Here is a 22377-nt window from a genome sequence, read left to right on the forward strand (position 1 = left end):
CGATTTCCTTGCAACGGGGCGCTGACGTCTTGACCATCGGTCGTTCAAATTTTCTGCCGCCAGCACTTGCGCCGGAGGACAGCCATGACTGACGTCGTCAGCCGCAACGACAAGGCACCGCCGTCCGGCCGCCTGCGGGCCGCGCGAACGCTGACCGCGACTGGCGTCAACCATGCACTGCATGACGGCTACACCGACCTGATCTACGTGCTGCTGCCGGTGTGGCAGGGCGAGTTCGCGCTGAGCTACGCCGTGCTGGCCCTGCTGCGCGGGCTCTATGCCGGAATGATGGCCGGGCTGCAGATTCCGGTCGGCCGGCTGGCCGAGCGGATCGACGGCAAGTTCGTGCTGATCGCCGGCACCGCGCTGTCGGCGCTCGGCTATGGGCTCGCCGGCTTCTCCGGCGGCATCATCGGCCTTGCCTGCGCGCTGGCGCTGGCGGGCGCTGGCTCCAGCACCCAGCATCCGATCGCCTCCGCGGCAGTGTCGCGCGCCTATGGCGCGGCGGCGCGCGGACCGCTCGGCGTCTACAATTTCAGCGGCGATCTCGGCAAGGCGGCCATTCCCGCGCTCGTCTCGCTGCTGCTTGTCGTAATGTCGTGGCGGCAGGCGCTGCTGCTGCTCGCCGGCGCCGGCATCGTGGTGGCCATCGCCATGACGCTGCTGATGCCCGCGGTCGGCAAGGCACGCGCGGGCAAGGCGAAGACGGCCGCGCATGCGGGCGGTGGCCGCGGCGGCTTCCAGCTGCTGCTGTGGATCGGCATCCTCGACACCGCAGTGCGCATGGGCTTCCTGACATTCCTGCCGTTCCTGCTTCAGGCCAAGGGCGCGTCGCTGCCGACCAGCGGCCTCGCGCTGGCGCTGGTGTTCATCGGCGGCGCCGCGGGCAAGTTCACCTGCGGCTGGCTCGGCGCGCGCGTCGGCACGCTGCGCACCGTGCTGATCACCGAAGGCGGCACCGCGGCCTGCATCCTTGCCGTGCTGGCGTTGCCGCTCGCGCCTGTCATGGTGCTGCTGCCGCTGCTCGGCGTGATGCTCAACGGCACCTCGTCGGTGCTCTACGGCACCGTGCCCGAACTCGCGCCCGCCGACCGCACCGAACGTGCCTTCGCGCTGTTCTACACCGGCACGATCGGCTCCGGCGCGATCGCACCGGTGCTCTACGGTGTGCTGGGTGACGCGCTCGGCCCGGTGATGGCGACGATTGCGACCGCCGCGACGGCGCTGATCATCTGCCCGCTGGTGCTGAACCTTGCACCGCGCCTCGCCGAGACCGACGCCCGCAGCATCGGCAACTGAACGTCATCGCACATCCCGCCGTGTGCCGGGTTTGACGCCGCGCGCGCGGCGGGCCAGTTTGCCGGCCATGACGCTGTCGACTTCACCTGCAACGCCGGCCGCCTGGCAGGCCACCGTGCTCACGCTTTATCCGGAGATGTTTCCCGGCCCGCTCGGGATCAGCCTCGCCGGCCGCGCGCTGGCGAGCGGGACCTGGACGCTGGACGCCCGCAACATCCGCGACGCTGCGACCGATCGTCACCGCACGGTCGACGACACCCCGGCGGGCGGCGGCCCGGGCATGGTGCTGCGGGCCGACGTGCTGGCGCGGGCGATCGATGCCGCCGCGGTCGACGCCGACCGGCCGCGGCTGCTGATGAGCCCGCGGGGCGCGCCGCTGACGCAAGCGCGGGTGCGCGCGCTCGCCGCCGGGCCCGGCCCGCTGATCGTGTGCGGCCGTTTCGAGGGCATCGACCAGCGGGTGATCGAGGCACGGAACCTGGAGGAGGTTTCCATCGGCGACTATGTGCTGTCCGGCGGGGAACTCGGCGCCATGGTCCTGATCGACGCCTGCGTGCGCCTGCTGCCCGGCGTCATGGGCTGCGTAAGCTCTGGAGATGACGAGAGTTTTTCTGCAGGACTACTGGAATACCCGCAATACACCCGCCCCCAGGAGTTCGAGGGCCGCGCCATCCCCGAGATCCTCCTGTCCGGCGACCATGGCAAGGTCGCCCGCTGGCGTCACGCCGAAGCCGAGGCGCTGACCCGCGCCCGCCGCCCGGACCTGTGGGCCGCCCGGCCTGTTCCGCCCTCGGCCAAAAAGCGACCAAAAAACACGACGGAAGGGTGACAACCGCTCGTCTTTGCCGTATAGGAGCGCGCAATCCGCGCAGAATGACTTTGGACGGACGTTAGCGCCCCGCCGATCGGGAGCGCCGCCGATGGAGATTTCACGATGAACCTCATTCAAGAGCTTGAGAACGAGCAGCTCGAGAAGCTCACCGCCGGCCGGGAGATTCCGGACTTTGGACCGGGCGACACCGTCGTCGTCAATGTGAAGGTCAAGGAAGGCGATCGTACCCGCGTGCAGGCCTATGAAGGCGTCTGCATCGGCCGTCAGGGCGGCGGCATCCACCAGAGCTTCACCGTTCGCAAGATCTCCTATGGCGAGGGTGTCGAGCGCGTGTTCCCGCTGTACTCGCCGATGATCGACGCCATCAAGGTGGTGCGCCGCGGCAAGGTGCGTCGCGCGAAGCTGTATTACCTGCGTGGCCTGCGCGGCAAGTCTGCCCGCATCGTCGAGCGTCAGGATCGCCAGGTGGCCGCGTCGGGCGAGTAATCGCCCCCACCCTCGCGAGTTGCGACAAGCGCGGCCGAACGGCCGCGCTTTTTGTTTGTCCCGCATCCATGGGACCTCAGCCACGCGCGACGTTCGATTGTCGCGCCCGCGCACGGTGTGATAGACAACTAGAATGGTTCCAGAGATCGACATCGCCGGCCTGCCGACGCAGCGGATCGTCCTCGACGATCACCGCCGCCTGCCCTGGCGATTCTATGGACGGTTTACCGCCTCGATCGCCGCCGGCCTTTGATGCGCTTGCGCTCACGGCGCCGCTTTTCCGGCCTGACGGCCGACACCATTCCACTTGTTTTCATGTCACCTGTTTTTCGCTGAGGGACCGAAACCGATGTCCGCCAAACCGACCACGCTGTACGACAAGATCTGGAACGACCACCTGGTCGACGAGCAGCCCGACGGCACCTGCCTGCTCTACATCGACCGTCATCTCGTCCATGAGGTGACCTCGCCCCAGGCGTTCGAAGGTCTGCGCACCGCCGGGCGCAAGGTGCACGCGCCGGAGAAGACGCTCGCCGTCGTCGACCACAACGTGCCGACCACCGATCGCAGCAAGCCCAATCCCGATCCGGAGAGCGCCGAGCAGATCAAGACGCTGGCCGAGAACGCCCGCGACTTCGGCATCGAGTACTACGACGAGTTCGACAAGCGGCAGGGCGTCGTCCACATCATCGGGCCAGAGCAAGGCTTCACCCTGCCGGGCACCACGATCGTGTGCGGCGACAGCCACACCTCGACCCATGGCGCGTTCGGTGCGCTGGCGCATGGCATCGGCACCTCCGAGGTCGAACATGTGCTCGCGACCCAGACGCTGATCCAGAAGAAGGCCAAGAACATGCGCGCCGTCGTCGACGGCACGCTGCCCGAAGGCGTCACCGCCAAGGACATCATCCTCGCCATCATCGGCGAGATCGGCACCGCGGGCGGCACCGGCCATGTGCTGGAGTACAGCGGCGAGGCGATCCGGGCGCTGTCGATGGAAGGCCGCATGACCGTGTGCAACATGTCGATCGAGGGCGGCGCTCGCGCCGGTCTCGTCGCGCCGGACCAGAAGGCGTTCGACTTCCTCAAGGGCCGTCCGAAATCGCCGAAGGGCGCCGACTGGGACGCCGCGATGCGTTACTGGGAAACCCTGCGCACGGACGACGGCGCGCATTTCGACGCCGAGATCCGCCTCGACGCCGCCAAGCTGCCGCCGATCGTGACCTGGGGCACCTCGCCCGAGGACGTCATCTCCATCACCGGCGTGGTGCCGAATCCCGACGACATCGCCGAGGAGACCAAGCGCGCGTCCAAGCATCGCGCGCTGCAGTATATGGGCCTCGTCGCCGGCACCAAGATCACCGACATCAAGCTCGACCGCGTCTTCATCGGCTCGTGCACCAACGGCCGCATCGAGGACCTGCGCGCAGCGGCCAAGATGATCGGCGGCCGCACCGTCAACGCCAATGTCAGCGCGATGATCGTGCCGGGCTCGGGCCTCGTGAAGGAGCAGGCGGAAGCCGAGGGCCTCGACAAGATCTTCAAGGCGGCCGGCTTCGAGTGGCGTGAACCGGGCTGCTCGATGTGCCTCGCGATGAACCCGGACAAGCTGGCGCCGGGCGAGCGCTGCGCCTCGACCTCCAACCGCAACTTCGAAGGCCGCCAGGGCTTCAAGGGCCGCACCCACCTGGTGTCGCCGGCGATGGCGGCGGCGGCGGCGATCGCCGGCCACTTCGTCGACATCCGCGACTGGCACTGAAAACCGCAGCGGCATCCTCGCCGCCGCACGCGATCAACAAAACAGAAGCGGCCGCATCATCGATGCGGCCGCTTTTTTTGATTCCGTGAGATGGCGCCGCTGCGCTTACCAGCCGAAGCCGAACGTGAAGCCGTGGAACGGGCCCCAGCCGGACGAATAATACGGCCGGTAGTAGTAGGGGCGGCCATAATACTCGCGGTACGCACCGGGACCGTAATAATAAGCCGGCGGGTGATAGATGTATTCCGGCTCCGGATCCTCGACATAGGTCGGCCCCATCGCGCGGCGGTAGACACGCGGCCTGGCATGCGCCTGACGCCGCGCCTTCCTGGCCGGACGCGCTTCCTTCGCGGGGGCAGCCGCAGCTTTCGCGGACGATGACGGCGTGGCCGGTGCTGCGGATGTCGCCGGCGCGGGATCGGCCGGCTTGCTCGACGCGGCCGGGCCCGGCGCAGGCGCGGCCGGCGAAGATGTCGCAGGCGCGGGTGACGCCGGCGCGGACGACGAGGGAGCCGGCGCAGCAGCGGCCGGCGCACCGGCCGACGGCGTCTCCGCCGCCTGCGAGACGGCCACACAGGTCGCCGAGATCAACGCGGCCGCAGCGATCGCACCGATCAGCGATTTCATCAGACACTCCTTGTGCTTCCGGTTGCCCGACAGGATATCGGACGCGCCGCCGCCACACCAGACGCGCGGCACCCGGTCAAAAGCTATCTGCGGACGCAACATGGCACGAGCAAGGCCCGCGCCGTGGTGGCGGGCGCGAACCTTGCGCAAAGGAGATCGAACGACGTCAGAAAAAAGTTACCAGTGGCGGTGATGCCAGCGATGGTGCCGCCAGTGGCGATGGCGCCAATGATGATGACGGTGCCAGTGATGCCGCCGCCAATGATGGTGATGCCAGCGCACCTCGGTGGTCATGCCGAGATGTTCGGACGCCGTCCTGGTCGTCGCGGCGGTGGCCGGGTTCGCGAGCGAAAAGGCTTGCGCCGAGCCGACGGGCGCTGCAACGGCGAGCAGTCCCACCACTGCGAACATGCCGAGAATTTTCTTCATGTAGCGATCCTCCTGACGATGAGCGCTTGATCAACGCCCGAGCCGGACATTGTTCCGGAACGACATCGCCTTAACGCTAGGCATGCGCGCGTGAACGCGGCCTGAATGCGCTTGTCAGTTACATGAACGACCGATCGCGATGGACACACTCGGAAATGCCGTTGTCGATCACGGACATCCGCAACATGAACCGCGGTGGGAAATCGCATCGACAGGCCGCGTCATCACGGCGACTGCAATGATCCTGCGCGGCACGCGTTTGTGATCACCAGTCTCTCGCATTCCTGCCGCCCAGCAAGGACGACAGAGTGCGGGGCCGGATCGAGCTCAGCCCGGCTCCCACCAGCACTGCATGCGCGGCACGATGACCGTGCCCGCGACGCGGTGCTCCTGCTCGTAGTGCGCCACACACTGGCGCACCGCATTGGGGCCCAATGCGCGGTTGATCGGATGCACCCGCAGCCGGGTCGGACTGCGCCGGCGGGTGGGCGCCGACTCCACAGGTGAAGTTTCGGACGACACGCCGTCTCGCGCCACGGACTGCGCGCTGGCCGGGCCGAGCGTCAGGAGCCCGGTGAGCAGCATTGCGCCGCCGGTGATCCCCAATGCCAGTGTCCTGATCCGCATGTCCCCGCCCTTACCCGATCCCCGTTCAAGCCGGCGCCACGCTCTCCGATTAGGGCGCGCGCGTCAACCGGCCGCTTGGCCCGGGAACGCCGCTGTCCTAATGATGAGGAATGACCGATCCCGTCTGGATATCCGCCAAAGCCCCCTCGCTGGCCGAGCTGGAAGCCATGGCCCACCACGTGTTCGACCGCCTGCCGCAGGGCTTCCGCGCCATGTGCGAGGGGCTGATCATCCAGGTCGACGATTTTCCGACCGAGGAGGTGCTGGATGCGCTGGGCGCGGAGAGCGAATTCGACGTGCTCGGCCTGTTCCAGGGGGTCGGCCTGCCGTTCCGCAGTGTCGACGAGGTCGCCCCGCTGCCCAACATGATCTGGCTCTACCGCCGCCCGATCCTCGACTACTGGGCGGAACACGACGAGACGCTCGGCCGGATCGTCCGCCATGTGCTGGTCCATGAGATCGGCCACCATTTCGGCCTGTCCGACGCCGACATGGAGGCGATCGAGGCCCGGGCCTGACACTGGCGGGGGGGTCTGCAGGCCGGTAGGAGGGCTGGTGCCGCCGATCTGAAGTCCCTGCACCGCGAGCCGCAATCTCGTCCCAGGGACTTCAGATCGAAAAGCGGCACCAGAATCATATGTTTGCCAGTGCCCTTTGCTTTTCGACGTTCGTGAAAGAGTTTGCCGCGATGTGTCACGAACGTCGAAAAGCGGGTACTGGTATGCGATTTCGGCCTTTAACCCCTTGCCCAATCGCGATAATAAAGCCCTCTCAATCAGGCACTGTTCGGGATCACGACGATGGAAAAATTCACCGTGCTGGAGGGCGTCGCGGCGCCGCTGCGGATCATCAATGTCGACACCGACATGATCATTCCCAAGCAGTACCTCAAGACCATCAAGCGGACCGGCCTCGGCAAGGGCCTGTTCTCCGAGCAGCGCTACAACGACGACGGCAGCGAGAACCCGGACTTCGTGCTCAACCAGCCGTCGTACCGCAACGCCAAGGTCCTGGTGGCCGGCGACAATTTCGGCTGCGGCTCGAGCCGTGAGCATGCCCCCTGGGCGCTCGCCGATTTCGGCATCCGCTGCATCATCTCGACGTCGTTCGGCGACATCTTCTACAACAACTGCTTCAAGAACGGCTTGCTGCCGATCCGCGTGTCGCAGGAAGACCTCGAGAAGCTGTTCGACGACGCCGAGCGCGGCTCCAACGCCACGCTGACCATCGATCTCGCCAACCAGGAGATCCGCGGTCCCGACGGCGGCACGGTCAAGTTCGAGATCGATGCCTTCCGCAAGCACTGCCTGCTCAATGGGCTCGATGACATCGGCCTGACCAAGCAGAAGAGCGCGGCGATCGCCAGCTTCGAGACCAAGGCCCAGACCGCGCGGCCCTGGCTGTAAGCAGAACGCGTTCGGCCTTTAAGGCAAAGCGCATTTCCAGACATCTGCGTCATTGCCGGGCTTGACCCGGCAATCCAGCTTGCCGCTCCGTCGTCGCAACTTCATTCATAGCTGGATCACCGGGTCGCGGCGCTGACGCATGAGTGCGAACACCTCGCCTTGTTCGTGACGAGCGTCCGCATACCCGACGTTTTCACCGTTTCGTTTAGCCGCCCATTGCCGCAATCGCATCGGCGATCGCGATCGTCCGTTTGGCGATCTCGGCATGCAGCCGCTCGACCATGCGGCCGTCGAGCTGGATCGCGCCGCGTCCGGCGTTCTCGGGCTGGGCGAACGCTGCGAGAATCTTGCGCGCCTGCGCGACCTCGTCGGCCGGCGGCGTGAACGCGGCGTTGCAGGCCTCGATCTGGCTGGGATGGATCAGCGTCTTGCCGTCGAAGCCCATGTCGCGGCTTTGCGCGCACTCGGCGGCGAAGCCCGCGGCGTTGCTGAAATCGCTGTAGGGACCGTCGAGAATCTCGAGCCCGTAGGCATGAGCGGCGAGGATGCAGGAGGTGTAGAACGGCAGCATGGTGGCGCGGCCCTCGACCATGCGGATGCGCGTCTCGCGCGCAATGTCGTTGGGCCCCATCACATAGCCCGCGAGCCGCATCTCCGGACGCTGCGCCTGCGCCGACAGCTCCTCGACCCGCAGGATCGCGAACGCCGTCTCGATCATCGCCCAGACCTTGAGCGAGGCCGGCGCGGCATGCCCAGCAAGACGATCGGCCACGGATGCGAGATCGGCGACGCTGGAGACCTTGGGCACCAGGACGCCATCGGGTACCGCTTTCGCCGCCATCGCGAGATCGTCTTCCCACCACGGCGTGTCCAGCCCGTTGATGCGGATCAGCACCTCGCGCTTGCCGAAACCGCCGGCCGCGATCGCCTGGGCGATCTGGTCGCGCGCCACGCCCTTGGCGTCGGGTGCGACCGCGTCCTCGAGATCCAGGATGATGCCGTCGGCCGGCAGGGTCCGGGCTTTTTCCAGCGCCCGGAGGTTCGATCCTGGCATGAACAGCAGGCTGCGGCGCGGACGGATCATCTTCGGATCTCCCCGGAAACGGAACCTGCGCGATAGCATTTCGGCGAGCGAACCGGAAGACTTGTTACAAACCCCTGCTTATGATTAGCCATCGGCAGTTTTCGGCCAATTTCCCTGTGACCAGCGAGCCCAGCCATGTCGCCATTCCCGCAACAACTCGTCACCGGCTACCGGACCTTCGCGACCCAACGCCTGCCGACCGAGCAGAGCCGTTACCGCGAGTTGTCGGAGCGCGGCCAGGCGCCGGAAGTCATGGTGATCGGCTGCTGCGATTCCCGCGTGTCGCCGGAGGTGATTTTCGACGCCGGCCCCGGCGAATTGTTCATCGTGCGCAACGTCGCCAACCTCGTGCCGCCCTATGCGCCCGACGGTGAGGCGCACGGCGTCTCGGCCGCGCTCGAGTTCGCGGTGCAGGTGCTGCGCGTCAAGCATATCGTGGTGCTGGGGCATGCCCAGTGCGGCGGCATCAAGGCCTTGGCGCAGGACAGTGCACCGCTGTCGCCCGGCGACTTCATCGGCAAATGGATGTCGCTGCTGGAGCCGACGGTGGCGGAAGCCGCCCGCGGCCCCAACGAGGCGCTGCAGGACTTCATCACCCGGCTCGAGAAGAAGGCGGTGACCACCAGCCTGCGCAACCTGATGACCTTCCCCTGCATCCAGGTGCTGGCCGAGCGCGGCAAGCTGCAGCTGCATGGCGCCTATTTCGGCGTGGCGCACGGCTCGCTCGCGGTGCTGGACGAAGCGACCGGCGAATTCAATCCGGTCGAGACGACCTGATCGCCCTGCCGCGACATTTTGCCGAATATGGCCTCGCTTGCGCAATCGTGAGCAGCCGCGATCCGGCCATGCGGCTATGATCGCATCATGATCGCGCAACTGCGAGGCTTTCCGATGTCTGCTGTCACCGCGCGGGCGACCGTGCTCGCGGTTGTCGTCGCCAGCACTGTCCTGTCGCCCGCGATGGCCGCGCGGACGGCACCGCCACGGCCCAGCGGCCCGCCACCGTTCTGCATCTCCCGCGGCGGCGGCGACGGAGCCTCAGGCGTCTATACCGACTGCCGCTACTACGACTATCAGAGCTGCATCCAGGCCGCGATCGAACGCGGCAACTGCGTGCGCAACATCAACGCGCGCTAACCGCACAGCCTTCCGGCCAAACAAAAGCGCGACCGCCGCAGCGGCCGCGCTTTCGAAAGCGACGCAGAATAGCGGCGATCAAGCCGCCTTCTTCTTGGCGGTGATCAGCTTGCGGTTGATCAGCACCTCGGCGATCTGCACCGCATTCAGCGCCGCGCCCTTGCGCAGGTTGTCGGACACGCACCAGAACGACAGGCCGTTCTCGACCGTCGCGTCGGCGCGAATGCGGCTGATGTAGGTGGCGTCCTCGCCCGCCGCTTCATATGGCGTGACGTAGCCACCCGGCTCGTGCTTGTCGATGACGAGACAGCCCGGCGCGTTGCGCAGGATGTTGCGCGCCTCGTCCGGCGTGATCGGGTTTGCGAACTCGACCGTCACCGCTTCCGAGTGGCCGACGAACACCGGCACGCGCACGCAGGTGGCGGTGAGCTTGATCTTCGGGTCGAGAATCTTCTTGGTCTCGACCATCATCTTCCACTCTTCCTTCGTGTAGCCGTCTTCCATGAAGACGTCGATCTCGGGAATGACGTTGAAGGCGATGCGCTTGGGGAACTTCTTGGTGATGAGCTCGTCGGTGGTGTAGACGGCCTTGGTCTGCGAGAACAGCTCGTCCATCGCATCCTTGCCGGCGCCCGACACCGACTGGTAGGTCGACACCACGACGCGGGTGATGGTCGCCTTCTCGTGCAGCGGCTTCAGCGCCACCACGAGCTGTGCAGTCGAGCAGTTCGGGTTGGCGATGATGTGCTTCTTGGTGAAGCCCGCCGCCGCGTCGGCGTTGACCTCCGGCACGACCAGCGGCACGTCCGGATCCATGCGGAACGCCGAGGAGTTATCGATGACGACAGCGCCGGCGGCGCCGATCTTCGGCGACCATTCCTTGGACACACTGCCGCCCGCCGACATCAGGCAGATGTCGACATCGCTGAAATCGAAATTCTCGAGCGCCTTGACCTTGAGGGTCTTGTCACCGAACGAAACCTCGGTGCCCTGGCTGCGCCGGGACGCCAGCGCCACCACCTCGTCGGCCGGGAAGCTGCGTTCGGACAGGATGTCGAGCATCTCGCGGCCCACATTGCCGGTCGCGCCCACCACTGCAACCTTGTAACCCATCGTTCACTCTCCGCTCAAAAATGCTTTCGTCCGCGCATGGCGGATAACGGAAGCGATGGCGCTTCTATGCGAGAAACGCCTTTATGACAACGCTCGCGCCGGCGGTCAGGCCTCTCCACCCGGAACCCGGCGCTGGATCGTGGTCGACCGCCAGGCCTCGTCCGTCGAACAGATAGCTCCGCAGCTATGCGCCAGACCCGCCCTGATCAACCCTCTCGTTCCGCCGACTGGCGATGGGCGCTGCGCAGCGCCGCCCGGGGTGCCGGGACTGCCGCGGCGGCGATCGCAACCTACCTGTGCGGCCTTGCCGCCCTCGCCCTGATCGGCGCCCTGGTGCTCGCGGCCGTTCCGCCCGACGTCTCAGCTCTTGTCGATTCGATCGACAAAACAATCGCTTATACCGACGCTGGAGCGCTGGGCAGCGGCGACGCCAGCCGCGCTGACCCGGCCGCGCCGGAGACCACCGGCTCCATCGCCGCACCGGATACCGCCCAGCGCGCCAGTGCGCCCTCCGGTCCACCCTGCCGCGGGTACTTCGCCGCACAGGATGATTCGGCGTGCGGCGCGATGACCGCCCGCACCGGGACCACCACGGCCGGCGACGCGCCGCAATTGCGCGGCCGTCTGTGACGCTTTTGCGCTAACGGCTTGCCCGGCATGGCACATTACGGGGCCGATCCGACCATTATTGTCGACGGGTGTGGCCCGATTCACCTTGTGGCCGCAACCACCGGGCGGCTAAAATGCAACCACATTCGGAATCCCGATGAGGACATGATGACTTTGAAATTCCTGAGCCGCTCTGTTCTGGGACTCGGCGTCGCCGCCGCCGTTGTCGCCACGGCGCTCGCGACACAAGAGGCCGACGCGGCCACCAAGCGCCGCCATCCGGCGGTATCGCGTTCATCGGTCAGCTATTCGTACCAGGCCGGTCCCCGTACCCGCATCTACGTGACCAAGCGCTCCTGGCTCGATGCCGGCACCGAGGTGCTGCCGGGCGAGCGCAAGTACAACGACTATGCCACCGGCGGTCCGAACAGCTTCGAGCATCTCGACCGCCTGAACTCGCACATGGACTTCCGCCGGTCCCCGCTCAGCACCCCGGCCGACGCCGGCGGCTATCCGACCGGCTTCCCGCTGTACTGACCGGCGGCGAGCTCCGCGTCGCCGCTCCATCGGATCCGAACAGCAAAATGCCCGGCGCGAGCCGGGCATTTTCTTTTTCAGATCAGGGCCTTAGCCTGTGTTCAGGCGTGCAGGGCCGCGAGTTCACTAACGATCGCCTCGCCCATCTGCGAGGTCGAGACCACCGTGGAGCCTTCCGACTTGATGTCGCCGGTGCGCAGGCCCTTGGCCAGCACCGCGGCGATCGCCTCGTCGAGCTTGTCGGCGAGCGCGCCGAGATCGAGCGAGTAGCGCAGCGCCATCCCGAACGACGCCAGCATCGCGATCGGATTGGCCGCGCCCTGGCCGGCGATGTCTGGCGCCGAGCCGTGCACCGGCTCGTACAGCGCCTTGCGCTTTGCGGTCTTGGCATCGACCTCGCCGAGCGAGGCCGACGGCAGCATGCCGAGCGATCCCGTCAGCATCGCCGCGATGTCGGACAACAGGTCGCCGAACAGGTTGTCGGTGACGATGACGTCGAACTGCTTGGGGTTGCGCACGAGCTGCATGCCGCCGGAATCGGCGAGCTGGTGCTCGAGCTGCACGTCCTTGTACTCGCGCTGGTGCACTTGGGTCACGACCTCGTTCCAGAGCACGCCCGACTTCATGACGTTGCGCTTTTCCATCGAGGTCAGCTTGTTGCGGCGCTTGCGCGCGAGGTCGAACGCGACACGGGCGATGCGCTCGATCTCGTAGGTGTCGTAGACCTGGGTATCGATGGCGCGCTTCTGGCCGTTGCCGAGATCGGTGATGGTCTTCGGCTCGCCGAAATACACGCCGCCGGTCAGCTCGCGCACGATCATGATGTCGAGACCCTCGACGACCTCGCGACGCAGGCTGGAGGATTCGGCGAGCGCCGGATAGCAGATCGCCGGGCGCAGGTTGGCGAACAGGCCGAGATCCTTGCGCAGCCGCAGCAGGCCGGCCTCGGGCCGCACCTCGTAGGGCACGCTGTCCCACTTCGGACCGCCGACGGCACCGAAGATCACCGCATCGGAGGCCTGCGCCAGCGCCATGGTGGCATCCGTGATGGAGACCTTGTCGGCGTCGTAGCTCGAGCCGCCGACCAGCCCCGTCTCGGTGGTGAACGACGCGATGCCCTGCGCGTTCAGCCAGTCGATCAGGCGTTTCACCTCCGCCATGACCTCCGGACCGATGCCGTCGCCGGGGAGAAGGAGCAGCTTGTGGGTCGCCATGGAATGCCTCGACTTGTACCGGGTGGAACGGGAAAATCGCGGTCTTGCTAGAGCCCTGTTGCTGGTTTTGCAAGACACCATTGCCGCAGCCCCCGCTTGCGGAACCGACCCGGCTCGCCTCCTATAAGGGTGGGAGTCGACGCCTTGCTGGAAAAATCATCGCTGACCGCGCTGCCCCATCCGGCGCGCACCATCCTGGTGCTGGCGCTCGCGCCGGCGATCGGGCTCGGCATCGGCCGCTTCGCCTATGCGCTGGTGCTGCCCGACATGCGCGACAGCCTCGGCTGGAGCTATTCCGCCGCCGGCTTCATGAACACCATGAACGCGGCCGGCTATCTCGCCGGCGCGCTCGGCGCGGCGCGGTTCGCGCGCCGGGTCGGGCTGTTCGGCGCCGCCTGGATCGGCACGCTGGCCTGTGTGATCTCGCTGGCGCTGTGTGCGGCGAGCGCGAACTTCGCCGTGCTGAGCGTGGCGCGGCTGCTCGCCGGTGCCGGCGCCGCGGTGTCGTTCGTCGGCGGCGGTGCGCTCGGCGCTGTCATCGCCCAGTCGCAGCCGGCACGGGCTTCGCTGCTGCTCGGGCTGTTCTACACCGGCCCCGCGCTCGGCATCGTGCTGTCGGGCCTCGTGGCGCCATTCCTGCTGCAAGGCTTTGGACCCGGCTCGTGGTGGATCGTGTGGGCGGCGCTCGCCGCGATCTCCGCAGTGCTTGCGCTGGTGCTGCGGCTCAACCCGATCGAGTCGCCGCCGCCGGCCGCCAACGCCCATGCGATCCGGATCGCCATCCTCCCGATCCTGATCTACCTCGCCGGCTATTTCTGCTTCGGCGCCGGCTACATCGCCTACATGACCTTCATGATCGCCTATGTTCGCGATGCCGGTGGCGGCGCACTGGCGCAGAGCGCGTTCTGGTGCCTGATCGGCGGCGCGGCCTTCGCTTCGCCCTGGATCTGGCGCGGCCTGCTGGCGCGCGGCGCGAGCGGCATGAGCACCGCGATCCTGATCGGCGTCACCATGGTCGGCGCAGCGCTGCCCCTGATCTGGCACACGCCCGTGGCGCTGGCGCTGTCGGCTCTGGTGTTCGGCAACGCTTTTTTCGCCGTGGTCAGCGCCACCACCGCGTTCGTGCGGTTCAACTATGCGACCGACGCCTGGCCCAATGCGATCGCCGTCGTCACCATCGCCTTCAGCCTCGGCCAGACGCTGGGCCCGATGGTGACCGGGGCGATCAGCGATGCGATCGGCAGCCTCGGCTCGGCGCTGATCGTCTCGGCGCTGACGCTCGCCATCGGCGCCATCGCCTGCACCTTCCAGCGCCGGCTGCCGCCGGCGCATTGAGCACGATCACGACGCCCGGGCGCCGCGCAGCAAGCGCCACCAGCTGCGGCGCGGCGTTTCGGTGGCGGCGGCATCGGTCCCGGAGCGGCTGAAGAACGACTGCACCGCGACGAAGAACACGGGCACCATCAGCAGCGCCAGCATCACCACCGCGATCATGCCGCCCATCACGCCGGTACCGAGCGCCTGCTGGCTCTTGGCGCCGGCACCGCTGGCGATCACCATCGGCAGCACGCCGCAGACGAAGGCGAGACCGGTCATCAGGATCGGCCGGAAGCGCAGCCGGCAGGCCTCGAGCGTCGCCTCGCGCAGCGAGCGGCCCTGCGTCCGCAGATCCCTGGCGAACTCGATGATCAGGATGGCGTCCTTGGCGGCGAGACCGATGATGGTGACGAGGCCGACGGTGAAATAGACGTCGTTGGGCAGGCCGCGCGACATCGCCGCGACCACCGCGCCGCAGATGCCGAGCGGCACGGTCATCAGCACCGCCAGCGGAATGGTCCAGCTCTCGTACAGCGCCGCAAGACACAGGAACACCACCAGCGCCGACAGCGCCAGCAGGAACGGCGCCTGCGCCCCCGACAGCTTCTCCTGCAGCGACTGGCCCGTCCACTCATAGCCGAAGCCGCGCGGCAGCTGCGCGGCGAGCTTTTCCATCTCGGCGATGGCATCACCCGAGGTGAAGCCCGGCCGCGCCGAGCCGCTGATGCGCACCGACGGGTAGTAGTTGAAGCCGACGACCTGGGTCGGACCCACCGCCCACTTGACGGTGGCGAACGACGACAGCGGCACCAGCTCGCCGCGCGCATTGCGCACATGGTAGGCGAGGATGTCGTTCGGGTTCATGCGCCCGGCGCTGTCGGCCTGGACGATAACCCGCTGCATGCGGCCGCGGTTCGGGAAGTCATTGACATAGTTCGAGCCGAGATTGGTCGAGATGGTCGCGTTGATGTCGGCGAACGCCACGCCGAGCGCGGCCGCCTCCTCGCGGTCGATCAGGAGCTGCACCAGCGGCGCCTCGGGCAGGCCTTCCGCATAGACATCCTGCAGGATCGGGCTGCGCTTCGCCGCCGCGAGCAGGCTGTCCTTCGCCTGCATCAGCGCGGCATAGCCTTTCTGGCCGCGGTCCTGCAGGCGGAAGCTGAAGCCCGAGGAATTGCCGAGGTTGTCGATCGGCGGCGGCTGCAGCGCCGAGATCTTGGCATCGCGCACCGAGGCCAGCGACGTGTTGACGTCCGCGACGATGGCGGCGGCGGAATCCTTCGGCCCGCGCTCCGACCAGTCCTTGAGGCTGACGAACGCCTGCGCGGTATTCTGGCCCTGGCCGAGGAAGCTGAAGCCGGTGAGGAAGGTGACATTGTCGATGCCGGCGCGGGTCTTGAGATACGCCTCGACCTTCTCCACCGCGCTGGCGGTGCGATTGAACGAGGAGTCCGATGGCGTCTGCACGTCGACCGTGAGGAAGCCCTGGTCGTCGATCGGCAGGAAACCGCCCGGCAGACGGATGAAGGCCAGCGTCAGGCCTGCCAGCAGCGCGACATAGACCAGCATCAGCCGGCCGGTGCGCAGGATCGACCAGCCGACGATGCGGCCATAGCCGTCCTTCACCGCCTCGAGCCTGCGGTTGAACCAGCCGAACAGCCCGCGACGCGCATGGCCGTGGCCGGCCTCGACCGGCTTGAGCAGGGTGGCGCACAGCGCCGGCGTCAGCGACAGCGCCATCAGCGCCGAGAAGCTGATCGCCGCGACGACCGTGACCGAGAACTGGCGGTAGATGATGCCGACCGAGCCCGGGAAGAACGCCATCGGCACGAACACCGCGACCAGCACCAGGGTGATGCCGATGATGGCGCTGGTGATCTGCGTCATGGCCTTGCGCGTCGCCTCGCGCGGCGGCAGCCCCTCCTCCGCCATGATGCGCTCGACGTTCTCGACGACGACGATGGCGTCGTCGACCAGGATGCCGATCGCCAGCACCATGCCGAACATGGTCAGCATGTTGATGGAGTAGCCGAACAGCAGCAGCGTGGTGCAGGTGCCGAGCAGCGCCACCGGCACCACGATGGTGGGAATGAGGGTGTAGCGGAAGTTCTGCAGGAACAGGAACATCACCACGAACACCAGCACCACCGCCTCGATCAGGGTCTGCACGACCTTGCTGATCGACGCCTTCACCACCGGGGTGATGTTGTAGGGAATGTCATAGGTGATGTTGGCCGGAAAGAACTTCGACAGTTCCTTCATCTTGGCCTCGACCGCATTTGCGGTGGCGAGCGCGTTGCCGGTCGGCGCCAGCAGCACCGACAGGCCGGCGCTCGGCTTGCCGTCCTGACGCGTCGTGAACTGGTAGCCCATGCCGCCGACCTCGACGCGGGCGACGTCGCGCAGCCGCACCGTCGAGCCGTCGGGATTGGCGCGCAGCACGATGGCGCCGAACTCCTCGGGCGAGGCGAGCTGGCCCTTCACCAGCACCAGGGCGGAGATCTGCTGATCCCGGCGGCTCGGCTCGGCGCCGATGCTGCCGGACGCGACCTGGGCGTTCTGCGCCGAGATCGCCCTGGTGACATCGTCGGCGGTCAGGTTGTAGCCGACGAGCTTGGCCGCATCGAGCCAGATGCGCAGCGAGCGCTCGGTGGAGTACAGCGTGGCGCGGCCGACGCCGGGAATACGGCGGATTTCACCGAGCACGTTGCGGATCATGAAATCGCCGAGGCCGACCTCGTTGAGGCTGCCGTCGGTCGACTGCAGGGTGATGATCTGCAGCACCGCGCTCGACGCCTCTTCCACCAGGATGCCCTGCTGGATCACGGCACGCGGCAGCCGCGCCTCGACGCGCTTGATGCGGTTCTGCACCTCGACCGAGGCGAGGCTGGAATCGGTGCCAGGCACGAAGTTGGCGGTGATCTCGACCTGTCCCAGCGAATCGCTGGTCGATTCGAAATTCAGGATGCCGGAGGCACCGTTGAGCTCCTCCTCGATCAGCCGCGTCACGCTGTTGTAGAGCTCCTCCGGCGATGCGCCGGGATAGCTGGTCGAGACCGAAATCGAGGGCGGCGCGATGATCGGATACTGCGCGACCGCCAGGAACGGGATCGAAATCGCCCCGATCAGACAGATGAACAGCGCAACCACCCAGGCGAAGATCGGGCGGTCGATGAAAAACGCGGGCATGAACAGGTTCCTCGAAACCGGGATGGCGTTGACGTCAGGTCACTTCAATCGCGGGCACACGGCCGCGCGCCGGGCGCGGCACGCGTCCGGCGGACGACACGGCTGCAAACATCAATCCAGCGTGGTGCGCGGCGCCGGCGATGGCGCGTGGACGGCCGCCGCGGAGCGATGCGGGGCATCGGCCGTCTGCGCGACCTCCTTCCACGGTGCCGGCTTGACCACATCGCCGACAGCGAACTTCTGGAATCCTTCGACCACGACGCGCTGGCCGGGGGCGAGTCCTTCGGTGACCAGCCACAGGCCGTCCACCAGGTTGCCGGTGCGCACCGGCTGCGCCAGCACGCGATTGTCGTCCGTTACGACATAGACCTCGCTGCCGCCGGCACTGTTGCGCTGGATCGCCTGCGGCGGCAGCGCGAGGGCGTCGGGATCGCGGCCCTGCTCGATCTGCACGCGGACATACATGCCCGGCAGCAGCTCATGCTTGGGATTGCTGAATTCGCCACGCAGCGTGACCTTGCCGGTGTTGGCGTCGACCTTGGCGTCGGAGAACAGCAGCCGGCCGTCCAGCGGATATTCGGTGTCGTCGTCGAGCAACAGGCGGACCTTGGCCGCATCGGGCGCGACACGGTCGAGATCGCCGCGCTCGAAATCGCGGCGCAGGCGGTTGAGTTCGCTGACCGACTGGGTGAAATCGGCATAGACCGAGTCGAGCTGCTGGATGGTGGCAAGGCTCGCCGCCTCGTTCTGCACCACCAGCGCGCCCTCGCTGAGCAGCGCCGCACCGATGATGCCGCTGATCGGCGCACGGATGGTGGCATAGCCGAGGTTGAGCCGGGCGCGCGCGACGTCGGCGTTACGCCCTGCGACATCGGCCTCGGCCTGCCGCAGCGCCGCGATCGCGGTCTCGTTGGTGGCCTGCGAGGCGGCCTGGGTGGTCGCCAGGATGCCGATGCGGCGGGCGTGCTGCGCCGCCTGCTCCTTGACCGCGTCGGCCTTGGCGAGCGCCGCTTCGGCGGCCTGCAGCTCGACCTCGAACGGCTTGGGATCGATCTGGTACAGCGCGTCGCCGGCATTGACGCGGCCGCCCTGCTGAAAGGTTCGTTCGACAATGATGCCGGACGCACGCGGGCGCACCTCGGCGACGCGCAGCGGCGCGATACGCCCGGGCAGCTCGCGGATGATGGCGCGCGGCGACGCCTTCACCGTGACGACGCTGACCTCCGGCGGCACCGGCGGCGGCGCCGACGCCACGCTGGCGTCGTTGCACCCCGCAAGCAGCACGGCAGCGCCAAGCAGCAACAGGGACGGAACAACGGGCGAGCGTCGGAGCATTCCTCGAGACCTTGTGATCGGAAGCGGCGGAGCGGCCGCGGGCGCATCAACCGCAGTTGATTCTGAACAATCGTTCATCGGCCTACAGTGACGCGTGGCCTTTTGCGTCGCAACATCATGAGCCGGCGACGTGATGTCGCGCGCTCATAACCGGCTCTGTCGCAAAGGTTTTCTGATGCGTTCCAACGCTCACGATTGTGTTAGCGCGAGGGAACCCAACACGCGGCGCGTACACCTGCGCCGTCCTGTCGCACAAAGCTGCGGCGGCCGGACGCATCCGCCCGGCCGCCGCACATGCCATTTCGCCGCAACGCGCGGCGCTTAATCAACCACGGCGCAGGCGATGCGCCCGCCGGCATTGCCGGTCGGATCGGTCCTGTAGTCGTCAGCAGCCGCATGGATGACGAATGCCGTACCCTCGGGCTTGTAGAGCGAGTTCGGCTTGCCCTTGTCGAGCGTCACCGCCGTATTGACGATCTCGACCGCAACCTCGCCGGAGGCCGGCACGATCAGGTTCGGCATGTCGCCGGCATGATGGCCGTCGGCCGACATCATGCCATGCTTCTTGTTGTCGGGATTGAAATGGCCGCCGGCCGTGGTGAAAGGCGGCTCGCACTTGCCGACCGCGTGGACATGAAAGGCATGCTCGCCCGGCGGCAGGCCCCTGGCCGTCAGCTTGACCAGCACGCCGTCCGAGACGGCGGTGAGGTCGATGGCGCCGATAGCCGCGCCATCTGCATTCTTGACGGTGGCCTTGGCGGATTGGGCGGACGCACCGCCGATGGACAGGGCCGCCATCGCGGCGGCGGCCAGAAATGCGCGAACGATCATCAGGGCCTCATCACGTCATGGCAATGCATGACGCTAGCACGTCTCAGCCACGGGCGCAGTGCACTAACTGCCGCTGAAGGCGTTGTAGCCCTGGTTCTCCCAGTAGCCGCCCTTGTAGTCGTTGGTCACTTCCATGCCGATCACATACTTCGGGTTCTTGAAGCCGAGCTTGGTCGGCACCCGGATCTTCATCGGATAGCCATAGGCCCTTGGCAGGATGTCGTCGCCGAACTTGAAGGTCATCTGGGTCTGCGGATGCAGCGCGGTCGGCATGTCCAGCGTGCTGGTATAGCCCTCCGCGCAGCGGAACCAGCAGTATTTCGCCCGGGTGTCGGCCCCGACCAGCTTCAGGAAGTCGCGCAGCGGCGTTCCCGTCCAGCTGCCGATCGCGCTCCATCCTTCCACACAGATGTGGCGGGTGACCTGCTTGACCTGCGGCAGGGCGTGGAGCTCGTCCAGCGTCCAGGCCTTCTTGTTGTCGACGAGGCCCGTGACCTCGAAGCGGTAGTCCTTGCCGTCGACGTCCGGCGCATCGTCGAGGGCATAATAGGCGTTGAACGGAAATGGTTTGGTGATCGCGCTCTCGGCGTAGGTCGGCGCCAGCGTGTTGGGATTGAACAGCGCCGCCTGCACCGCGTCGTTGAACTTCGACACCTGAGCCAGCAATGCGTCGGCGGAATCGCTGTCGATGACGTTGCAGCCGGTCAGCAGGGTCAGCGCGCCGAAGCTGGCGCCCCCGGCGATAAAGCGCCGCCGTGACAGCTCCGGCATCAGCTTGACCGCGTCGCGGACCAGCAGCGACTTGTCGACGCCGGGAATGATGAGCTCGCGAAGCCTTCTCATGATGTCCTCCTCAGCGACCGATGATCATGGCGCGCAGGCTCTTCGGCACGAGCAACGCCAGCGCGACATGGACGACCAGGAACGCGACGATCGCGGCCATGCAGAAGAAGTGAACGTAGCGGGCGGTATCATAACCGCCGAACAGCGCGGTCAGCCACTGCAGCTGCACCGGTTTCCAGATCGACAGGCCCGACAGCACGATGACGATGCCGATGAGGATGATGCCGCCGTAGAGCAGCTTCTGGACCTGATTGTAGGTCGAGAGATCCGCGTGCGACAGCCGGCCGGTCAGTGCGGCGCGGGTGTCGGCGATGACGCCGGCGGGGGTCAGCGGCAGCAGCTTGCGGCGGAAGCGGCCGGTGACAAGGCCGCTGACGACATAGATCAGGCCGTTGACCATCAGCAGCCACATCGCCGCGAAATGCCACAGCAGCGCGCCGCCGAGCCAGCCGCCAAGCGTGATGGCGTGCGAGAAGGTAAAGTCGAACAGCGGCGAAGCGTTGTAGATCTGCCAGCCGGACATGATCATCAGGATCATGGCGAGCGCGTTGATCCAGTGCACGATCCGCACCCAGGCCGGCTGGATCACCTTGGCCGGCATCGCGGCCGCTTCGCCATCACCGGCCCGGCCGCGGTCGGCCGGAAGGCTCGAGGTGACACTGGACATGAACTTGCTCCTTGCGCAGCGTTGGATCCTGGGCCTGCTCTGTGACCAATACGGCGTTCCGTCGGCATTGTTACGCAGCCGCCGCGCAAAAGTGGAGACCGGTCACGGCATCGGCATCGAGCGCCGCGCTGCCGCCGATCAGTTTCCCGTGAACGGTCGTCGATGGGCTCCGTGTCGCAAGTCGGCGAGCCGGACAGGGCCGGCTCGCCGTTGCGCCGGACGGACGGTTTGGGGGAACCGGCCGCCGCGAGGCCCCGGTCAGCCCGGAAGCAGCACGGTGTCGACCACGTGAATCACGCCGTTCGACTGCAGCACGTCCGGGATGGTGACCGTCGAGGTGCCGCCCTTGGCATCGGTGATCGAAAGCTTGCCGGCTTCCGGCTGCTTGATGGTGATCTCGTCACCCTCGACGGTCTTGAACTTGGCGGAGCCGCCGCCGTCCTTGACCGCCTTCATCAGCGACGTCGCGGTGAGCCGGCCCGGCACCACATGATACGTCAGCACCGCTGTCAGCTTGGGCTTGTTCTCCGGCTTCAACAGCGCATCGACGGTGCCGGCCGGCAGCTTGGTGAACGCGGCATTGGTCGGGGCGAACACCGTGAACGGCCCGGCGCCTTCCAGGGTCTCGACGAGGCCGGCGGCCTTCACCGCGGCGACCAGCGTGGTGTGGTCCTTCGAGTTGACGGCGTTCTGGATGATGTTCTTGGAGGGATACATCGGCGCGCCGCCGACGTTCACGGTCTTTTCACCCGACATCTTATCCTGTGCGACGACCGGCGCCGCCGCGATCAACGCTCCGACGGCCACGGCCGACAGCAGAACTGTGAACTTGGACATGTATAATCTCCCGATGAAATGCGGCGGACCATCCGCCGGCGATCTGAGGTGTCGACGGCGGGGGCACCCTGGTCGGTCGCCCGCGCCGATGATTGATCTACGGGGCGCGCCATAACGGGTTTCCGGAATATTTTTGCGGCCGCGCTGAAACTTTCCGGCACCCTCGCCGTCCGTCCCCGCGCTTGATCTCCCCCTTCAA

Annotated in this window: 23 protein-coding genes; 11 read left to right on the top strand and 12 right to left on the bottom strand. The window is 66.8% G+C overall.

Features of this window, described 5'->3' with window-relative positions:
- The first annotated feature begins 84 nt into the window (after nucleotides 1-84).
- From AB4Z37_RS27910 to leuC, 4 genes are all read left to right on the top strand, one after another.
- Nucleotides 85-1299 (top strand): MFS transporter, encoded by a 1215-nt coding sequence (locus AB4Z37_RS27910; protein WP_441519973.1) that lies wholly within the window; start codon nucleotides 85-87, stop codon nucleotides 1297-1299.
- 67 nt (nucleotides 1300-1366) lie between these two features.
- Entirely contained in the window at nucleotides 1367-2128 is a 762-nt protein-coding gene (gene trmD, locus AB4Z37_RS27915; RefSeq protein ID WP_441520000.1) for a tRNA (guanosine(37)-N1)-methyltransferase TrmD, read from the top strand.
- 105 nt (nucleotides 2129-2233) lie between these two features.
- Nucleotides 2234-2617 carry a 50S ribosomal protein L19 gene (gene rplS, locus AB4Z37_RS27920; protein WP_441519974.1) on the top strand — a complete coding sequence of 128 codons (384 nt, stop codon included), beginning with the start codon at nucleotides 2234-2236 and terminating at the stop codon, nucleotides 2615-2617.
- Nucleotides 2618-2966: 349 nt separating this feature from the next.
- Complete coding sequence (gene leuC, locus AB4Z37_RS27925) at nucleotides 2967-4376, top strand: 3-isopropylmalate dehydratase large subunit (RefSeq protein WP_441519975.1); 1410 nt, start codon at nucleotides 2967-2969, stop codon at nucleotides 4374-4376.
- A gap of 105 nt (nucleotides 4377-4481) precedes the next feature.
- On the opposite strand, the gene AB4Z37_RS27930 is transcribed toward leuC, so the two are convergent.
- From AB4Z37_RS27930 to AB4Z37_RS27940, 3 genes are all read right to left on the bottom strand, one after another.
- Nucleotides 4482-5003 carry a hypothetical protein gene (locus AB4Z37_RS27930; protein ID WP_441519976.1) on the bottom strand — a complete coding sequence of 174 codons (522 nt, stop codon included), beginning with the start codon at nucleotides 5001-5003 and terminating at the stop codon, nucleotides 4482-4484.
- Between the two features lie 177 nt (nucleotides 5004-5180).
- Complete coding sequence (locus AB4Z37_RS27935) at nucleotides 5181-5432, bottom strand: hypothetical protein (RefSeq protein WP_441519977.1); 252 nt, start codon at nucleotides 5430-5432, stop codon at nucleotides 5181-5183.
- A 327-nt stretch (nucleotides 5433-5759) separates the two neighbouring features.
- Complete coding sequence (locus tag AB4Z37_RS27940) at nucleotides 5760-6059, bottom strand: hypothetical protein (protein WP_441519978.1); 300 nt, start codon at nucleotides 6057-6059, stop codon at nucleotides 5760-5762.
- 110 nt (nucleotides 6060-6169) lie between these two features.
- Between AB4Z37_RS27940 and AB4Z37_RS27945 the strand changes: the two genes are divergently transcribed.
- Together AB4Z37_RS27945 and leuD are read left to right on the top strand one after the other, a co-directional pair.
- Nucleotides 6170-6577: a metallopeptidase family protein gene (locus tag AB4Z37_RS27945; protein ID WP_441519979.1), complete on the top strand. Its 408-nt coding sequence runs from the start codon at nucleotides 6170-6172 to the stop codon at nucleotides 6575-6577.
- Nucleotides 6578-6859: 282 nt separating this feature from the next.
- Entirely contained in the window at nucleotides 6860-7465 is a 606-nt protein-coding gene (gene leuD, locus AB4Z37_RS27950; RefSeq protein ID WP_441519980.1) for a 3-isopropylmalate dehydratase small subunit, read from the top strand.
- Between the two features lie 205 nt (nucleotides 7466-7670).
- On the opposite strand, the gene AB4Z37_RS27955 is transcribed toward leuD, so the two are convergent.
- The gene (locus AB4Z37_RS27955) at nucleotides 7671-8549 is read right to left on the bottom strand and encodes an HpcH/HpaI aldolase/citrate lyase family protein (RefSeq protein ID WP_441519981.1); all 879 of its coding nucleotides are present in this window, start codon (nucleotides 8547-8549) and stop codon (nucleotides 7671-7673) included.
- A gap of 135 nt (nucleotides 8550-8684) precedes the next feature.
- Here AB4Z37_RS27955 and AB4Z37_RS27960 point away from each other — a divergent pair, with 135 nt between their 5' ends.
- Nucleotides 8685-9326, top strand: a complete 642-nt coding sequence (locus tag AB4Z37_RS27960; protein WP_441519982.1) for a carbonic anhydrase — start codon at nucleotides 8685-8687, stop codon at nucleotides 9324-9326.
- A 114-nt stretch (nucleotides 9327-9440) separates the two neighbouring features.
- Entirely contained in the window at nucleotides 9441-9686 is a 246-nt protein-coding gene (locus AB4Z37_RS27965) for a hypothetical protein (RefSeq protein ID WP_441519983.1), read from the top strand.
- Nucleotides 9687-9764: 78 nt separating this feature from the next.
- Here the strand turns inward: AB4Z37_RS27965 and AB4Z37_RS27970 are convergent, their stop codons facing one another.
- Nucleotides 9765-10799: an aspartate-semialdehyde dehydrogenase gene (locus AB4Z37_RS27970; RefSeq protein ID WP_441519984.1), complete on the bottom strand. Its 1035-nt coding sequence runs from the start codon at nucleotides 10797-10799 to the stop codon at nucleotides 9765-9767.
- A 186-nt stretch (nucleotides 10800-10985) separates the two neighbouring features.
- On the opposite strand from AB4Z37_RS27970, the gene AB4Z37_RS27975 reads away from it, so the two are divergent.
- Both AB4Z37_RS27975 and AB4Z37_RS27980 read left to right on the top strand, forming a co-directional pair.
- Nucleotides 10986-11429, top strand: a complete 444-nt coding sequence (locus AB4Z37_RS27975; RefSeq protein WP_441519985.1) for a hypothetical protein — start codon at nucleotides 10986-10988, stop codon at nucleotides 11427-11429.
- Between the two features lie 147 nt (nucleotides 11430-11576).
- The gene (locus tag AB4Z37_RS27980) at nucleotides 11577-11945 is read left to right on the top strand and encodes a hypothetical protein (RefSeq protein WP_441519986.1); all 369 of its coding nucleotides are present in this window, start codon (nucleotides 11577-11579) and stop codon (nucleotides 11943-11945) included.
- Between the two features lie 101 nt (nucleotides 11946-12046).
- On the opposite strand, the gene leuB is transcribed toward AB4Z37_RS27980, so the two are convergent.
- On the bottom strand, nucleotides 12047-13159 hold the full coding sequence (leuB, locus tag AB4Z37_RS27985) for a 3-isopropylmalate dehydrogenase (RefSeq protein ID WP_441519987.1): 1113 nt from the start codon (nucleotides 13157-13159) through the stop codon (nucleotides 12047-12049).
- A gap of 144 nt (nucleotides 13160-13303) precedes the next feature.
- On the opposite strand from leuB, the gene AB4Z37_RS27990 reads away from it, so the two are divergent.
- Nucleotides 13304-14494: a YbfB/YjiJ family MFS transporter gene (locus AB4Z37_RS27990; RefSeq protein ID WP_441519988.1), complete on the top strand. Its 1191-nt coding sequence runs from the start codon at nucleotides 13304-13306 to the stop codon at nucleotides 14492-14494.
- A gap of 6 nt (nucleotides 14495-14500) precedes the next feature.
- On the opposite strand, the gene AB4Z37_RS27995 is transcribed toward AB4Z37_RS27990, so the two are convergent.
- The 6 genes from AB4Z37_RS27995 to AB4Z37_RS28020 form a co-directional block, all read right to left on the bottom strand.
- The gene (locus AB4Z37_RS27995) at nucleotides 14501-17665 is read right to left on the bottom strand and encodes a multidrug efflux RND transporter permease subunit (protein ID WP_441519989.1); all 3165 of its coding nucleotides are present in this window, start codon (nucleotides 17663-17665) and stop codon (nucleotides 14501-14503) included.
- 111 nt (nucleotides 17666-17776) lie between these two features.
- Entirely contained in the window at nucleotides 17777-19000 is a 1224-nt protein-coding gene (locus AB4Z37_RS28000) for an efflux RND transporter periplasmic adaptor subunit (RefSeq protein WP_441519990.1), read from the bottom strand.
- 321 nt (nucleotides 19001-19321) lie between these two features.
- Complete coding sequence (locus AB4Z37_RS28005) at nucleotides 19322-19831, bottom strand: superoxide dismutase family protein (RefSeq protein WP_441519991.1); 510 nt, start codon at nucleotides 19829-19831, stop codon at nucleotides 19322-19324.
- Nucleotides 19832-19894: 63 nt separating this feature from the next.
- Nucleotides 19895-20674, bottom strand: coding sequence for a molybdopterin-dependent oxidoreductase (locus tag AB4Z37_RS28010; RefSeq protein WP_441519992.1), 780 nt, complete (start codon nucleotides 20672-20674; stop codon nucleotides 19895-19897).
- A 10-nt stretch (nucleotides 20675-20684) separates the two neighbouring features.
- A complete protein-coding gene (locus AB4Z37_RS28015) occupies nucleotides 20685-21275 on the bottom strand; it encodes a cytochrome b/b6 domain-containing protein (protein WP_441520001.1) in 591 nt (196 codons plus the stop codon).
- A 324-nt stretch (nucleotides 21276-21599) separates the two neighbouring features.
- On the bottom strand, nucleotides 21600-22178 hold the full coding sequence (locus AB4Z37_RS28020) for a fasciclin domain-containing protein (protein ID WP_441519993.1): 579 nt from the start codon (nucleotides 22176-22178) through the stop codon (nucleotides 21600-21602).
- Nucleotides 22179-22377: the final 199 nt, after the last annotated feature.

Origin of the sequence: Bradyrhizobium sp. 2TAF24, assembly GCF_052115025.1 — a bacterium.
GTDB lineage: Bacteria > Pseudomonadota > Alphaproteobacteria > Rhizobiales > Xanthobacteraceae > Bradyrhizobium_A.

What these genes read in the sequence shown, in the direction of transcription:
- AB4Z37_RS27940 (WP_441519978.1), bottom strand. Translation starts at nt 6,059, where the DNA reads ATGCGGATCAGGACACTGGCATTGGGGATCACCGGCGGCGCAATGCTG.
- AB4Z37_RS27960 (WP_441519982.1), top strand. Translation starts at nt 8,685, where the DNA reads ATGTCGCCATTCCCGCAACAACTCGTCACCGGCTACCGGACCTTCGCG.
- AB4Z37_RS28015 (WP_441520001.1), bottom strand. Translation starts at nt 21,275, where the DNA reads ATGCCGGCCAAGGTGATCCAGCCGGCCTGGGTGCGGATCGTGCACTGG.
- AB4Z37_RS27945 (WP_441519979.1), top strand. Translation starts at nt 6,170, where the DNA reads ATGACCGATCCCGTCTGGATATCCGCCAAAGCCCCCTCGCTGGCCGAG.
- AB4Z37_RS27965 (WP_441519983.1), top strand. Translation starts at nt 9,441, where the DNA reads ATGTCTGCTGTCACCGCGCGGGCGACCGTGCTCGCGGTTGTCGTCGCC.
- leuB (WP_441519987.1), bottom strand. Translation starts at nt 13,159, where the DNA reads ATGGCGACCCACAAGCTGCTCCTTCTCCCCGGCGACGGCATCGGTCCG.
- leuC (WP_441519975.1), top strand. Translation starts at nt 2,967, where the DNA reads ATGTCCGCCAAACCGACCACGCTGTACGACAAGATCTGGAACGACCAC.
- AB4Z37_RS27980 (WP_441519986.1), top strand. Translation starts at nt 11,577, where the DNA reads ATGACTTTGAAATTCCTGAGCCGCTCTGTTCTGGGACTCGGCGTCGCC.
- AB4Z37_RS28000 (WP_441519990.1), bottom strand. Translation starts at nt 19,000, where the DNA reads ATGCTCCGACGCTCGCCCGTTGTTCCGTCCCTGTTGCTGCTTGGCGCT.
- leuD (WP_441519980.1), top strand. Translation starts at nt 6,860, where the DNA reads ATGGAAAAATTCACCGTGCTGGAGGGCGTCGCGGCGCCGCTGCGGATC.
- AB4Z37_RS27995 (WP_441519989.1), bottom strand. Translation starts at nt 17,665, where the DNA reads ATGCCCGCGTTTTTCATCGACCGCCCGATCTTCGCCTGGGTGGTTGCG.
- AB4Z37_RS27955 (WP_441519981.1), bottom strand. Translation starts at nt 8,549, where the DNA reads ATGATCCGTCCGCGCCGCAGCCTGCTGTTCATGCCAGGATCGAACCTC.
- AB4Z37_RS27970 (WP_441519984.1), bottom strand. Translation starts at nt 10,799, where the DNA reads ATGGGTTACAAGGTTGCAGTGGTGGGCGCGACCGGCAATGTGGGCCGC.
- AB4Z37_RS28010 (WP_441519992.1), bottom strand. Translation starts at nt 20,674, where the DNA reads ATGAGAAGGCTTCGCGAGCTCATCATTCCCGGCGTCGACAAGTCGCTG.
- AB4Z37_RS27975 (WP_441519985.1), top strand. Translation starts at nt 10,986, where the DNA reads ATGCGCCAGACCCGCCCTGATCAACCCTCTCGTTCCGCCGACTGGCGA.
- trmD (WP_441520000.1), top strand. Translation starts at nt 1,367, where the DNA reads ATGACGCTGTCGACTTCACCTGCAACGCCGGCCGCCTGGCAGGCCACC.
- AB4Z37_RS27930 (WP_441519976.1), bottom strand. Translation starts at nt 5,003, where the DNA reads ATGAAATCGCTGATCGGTGCGATCGCTGCGGCCGCGTTGATCTCGGCG.
- AB4Z37_RS28020 (WP_441519993.1), bottom strand. Translation starts at nt 22,178, where the DNA reads ATGTCCAAGTTCACAGTTCTGCTGTCGGCCGTGGCCGTCGGAGCGTTG.
- AB4Z37_RS27910 (WP_441519973.1), top strand. Translation starts at nt 85, where the DNA reads ATGACTGACGTCGTCAGCCGCAACGACAAGGCACCGCCGTCCGGCCGC.
- rplS (WP_441519974.1), top strand. Translation starts at nt 2,234, where the DNA reads ATGAACCTCATTCAAGAGCTTGAGAACGAGCAGCTCGAGAAGCTCACC.
- AB4Z37_RS28005 (WP_441519991.1), bottom strand. Translation starts at nt 19,831, where the DNA reads ATGATCGTTCGCGCATTTCTGGCCGCCGCCGCGATGGCGGCCCTGTCC.
- AB4Z37_RS27935 (WP_441519977.1), bottom strand. Translation starts at nt 5,432, where the DNA reads ATGAAGAAAATTCTCGGCATGTTCGCAGTGGTGGGACTGCTCGCCGTT.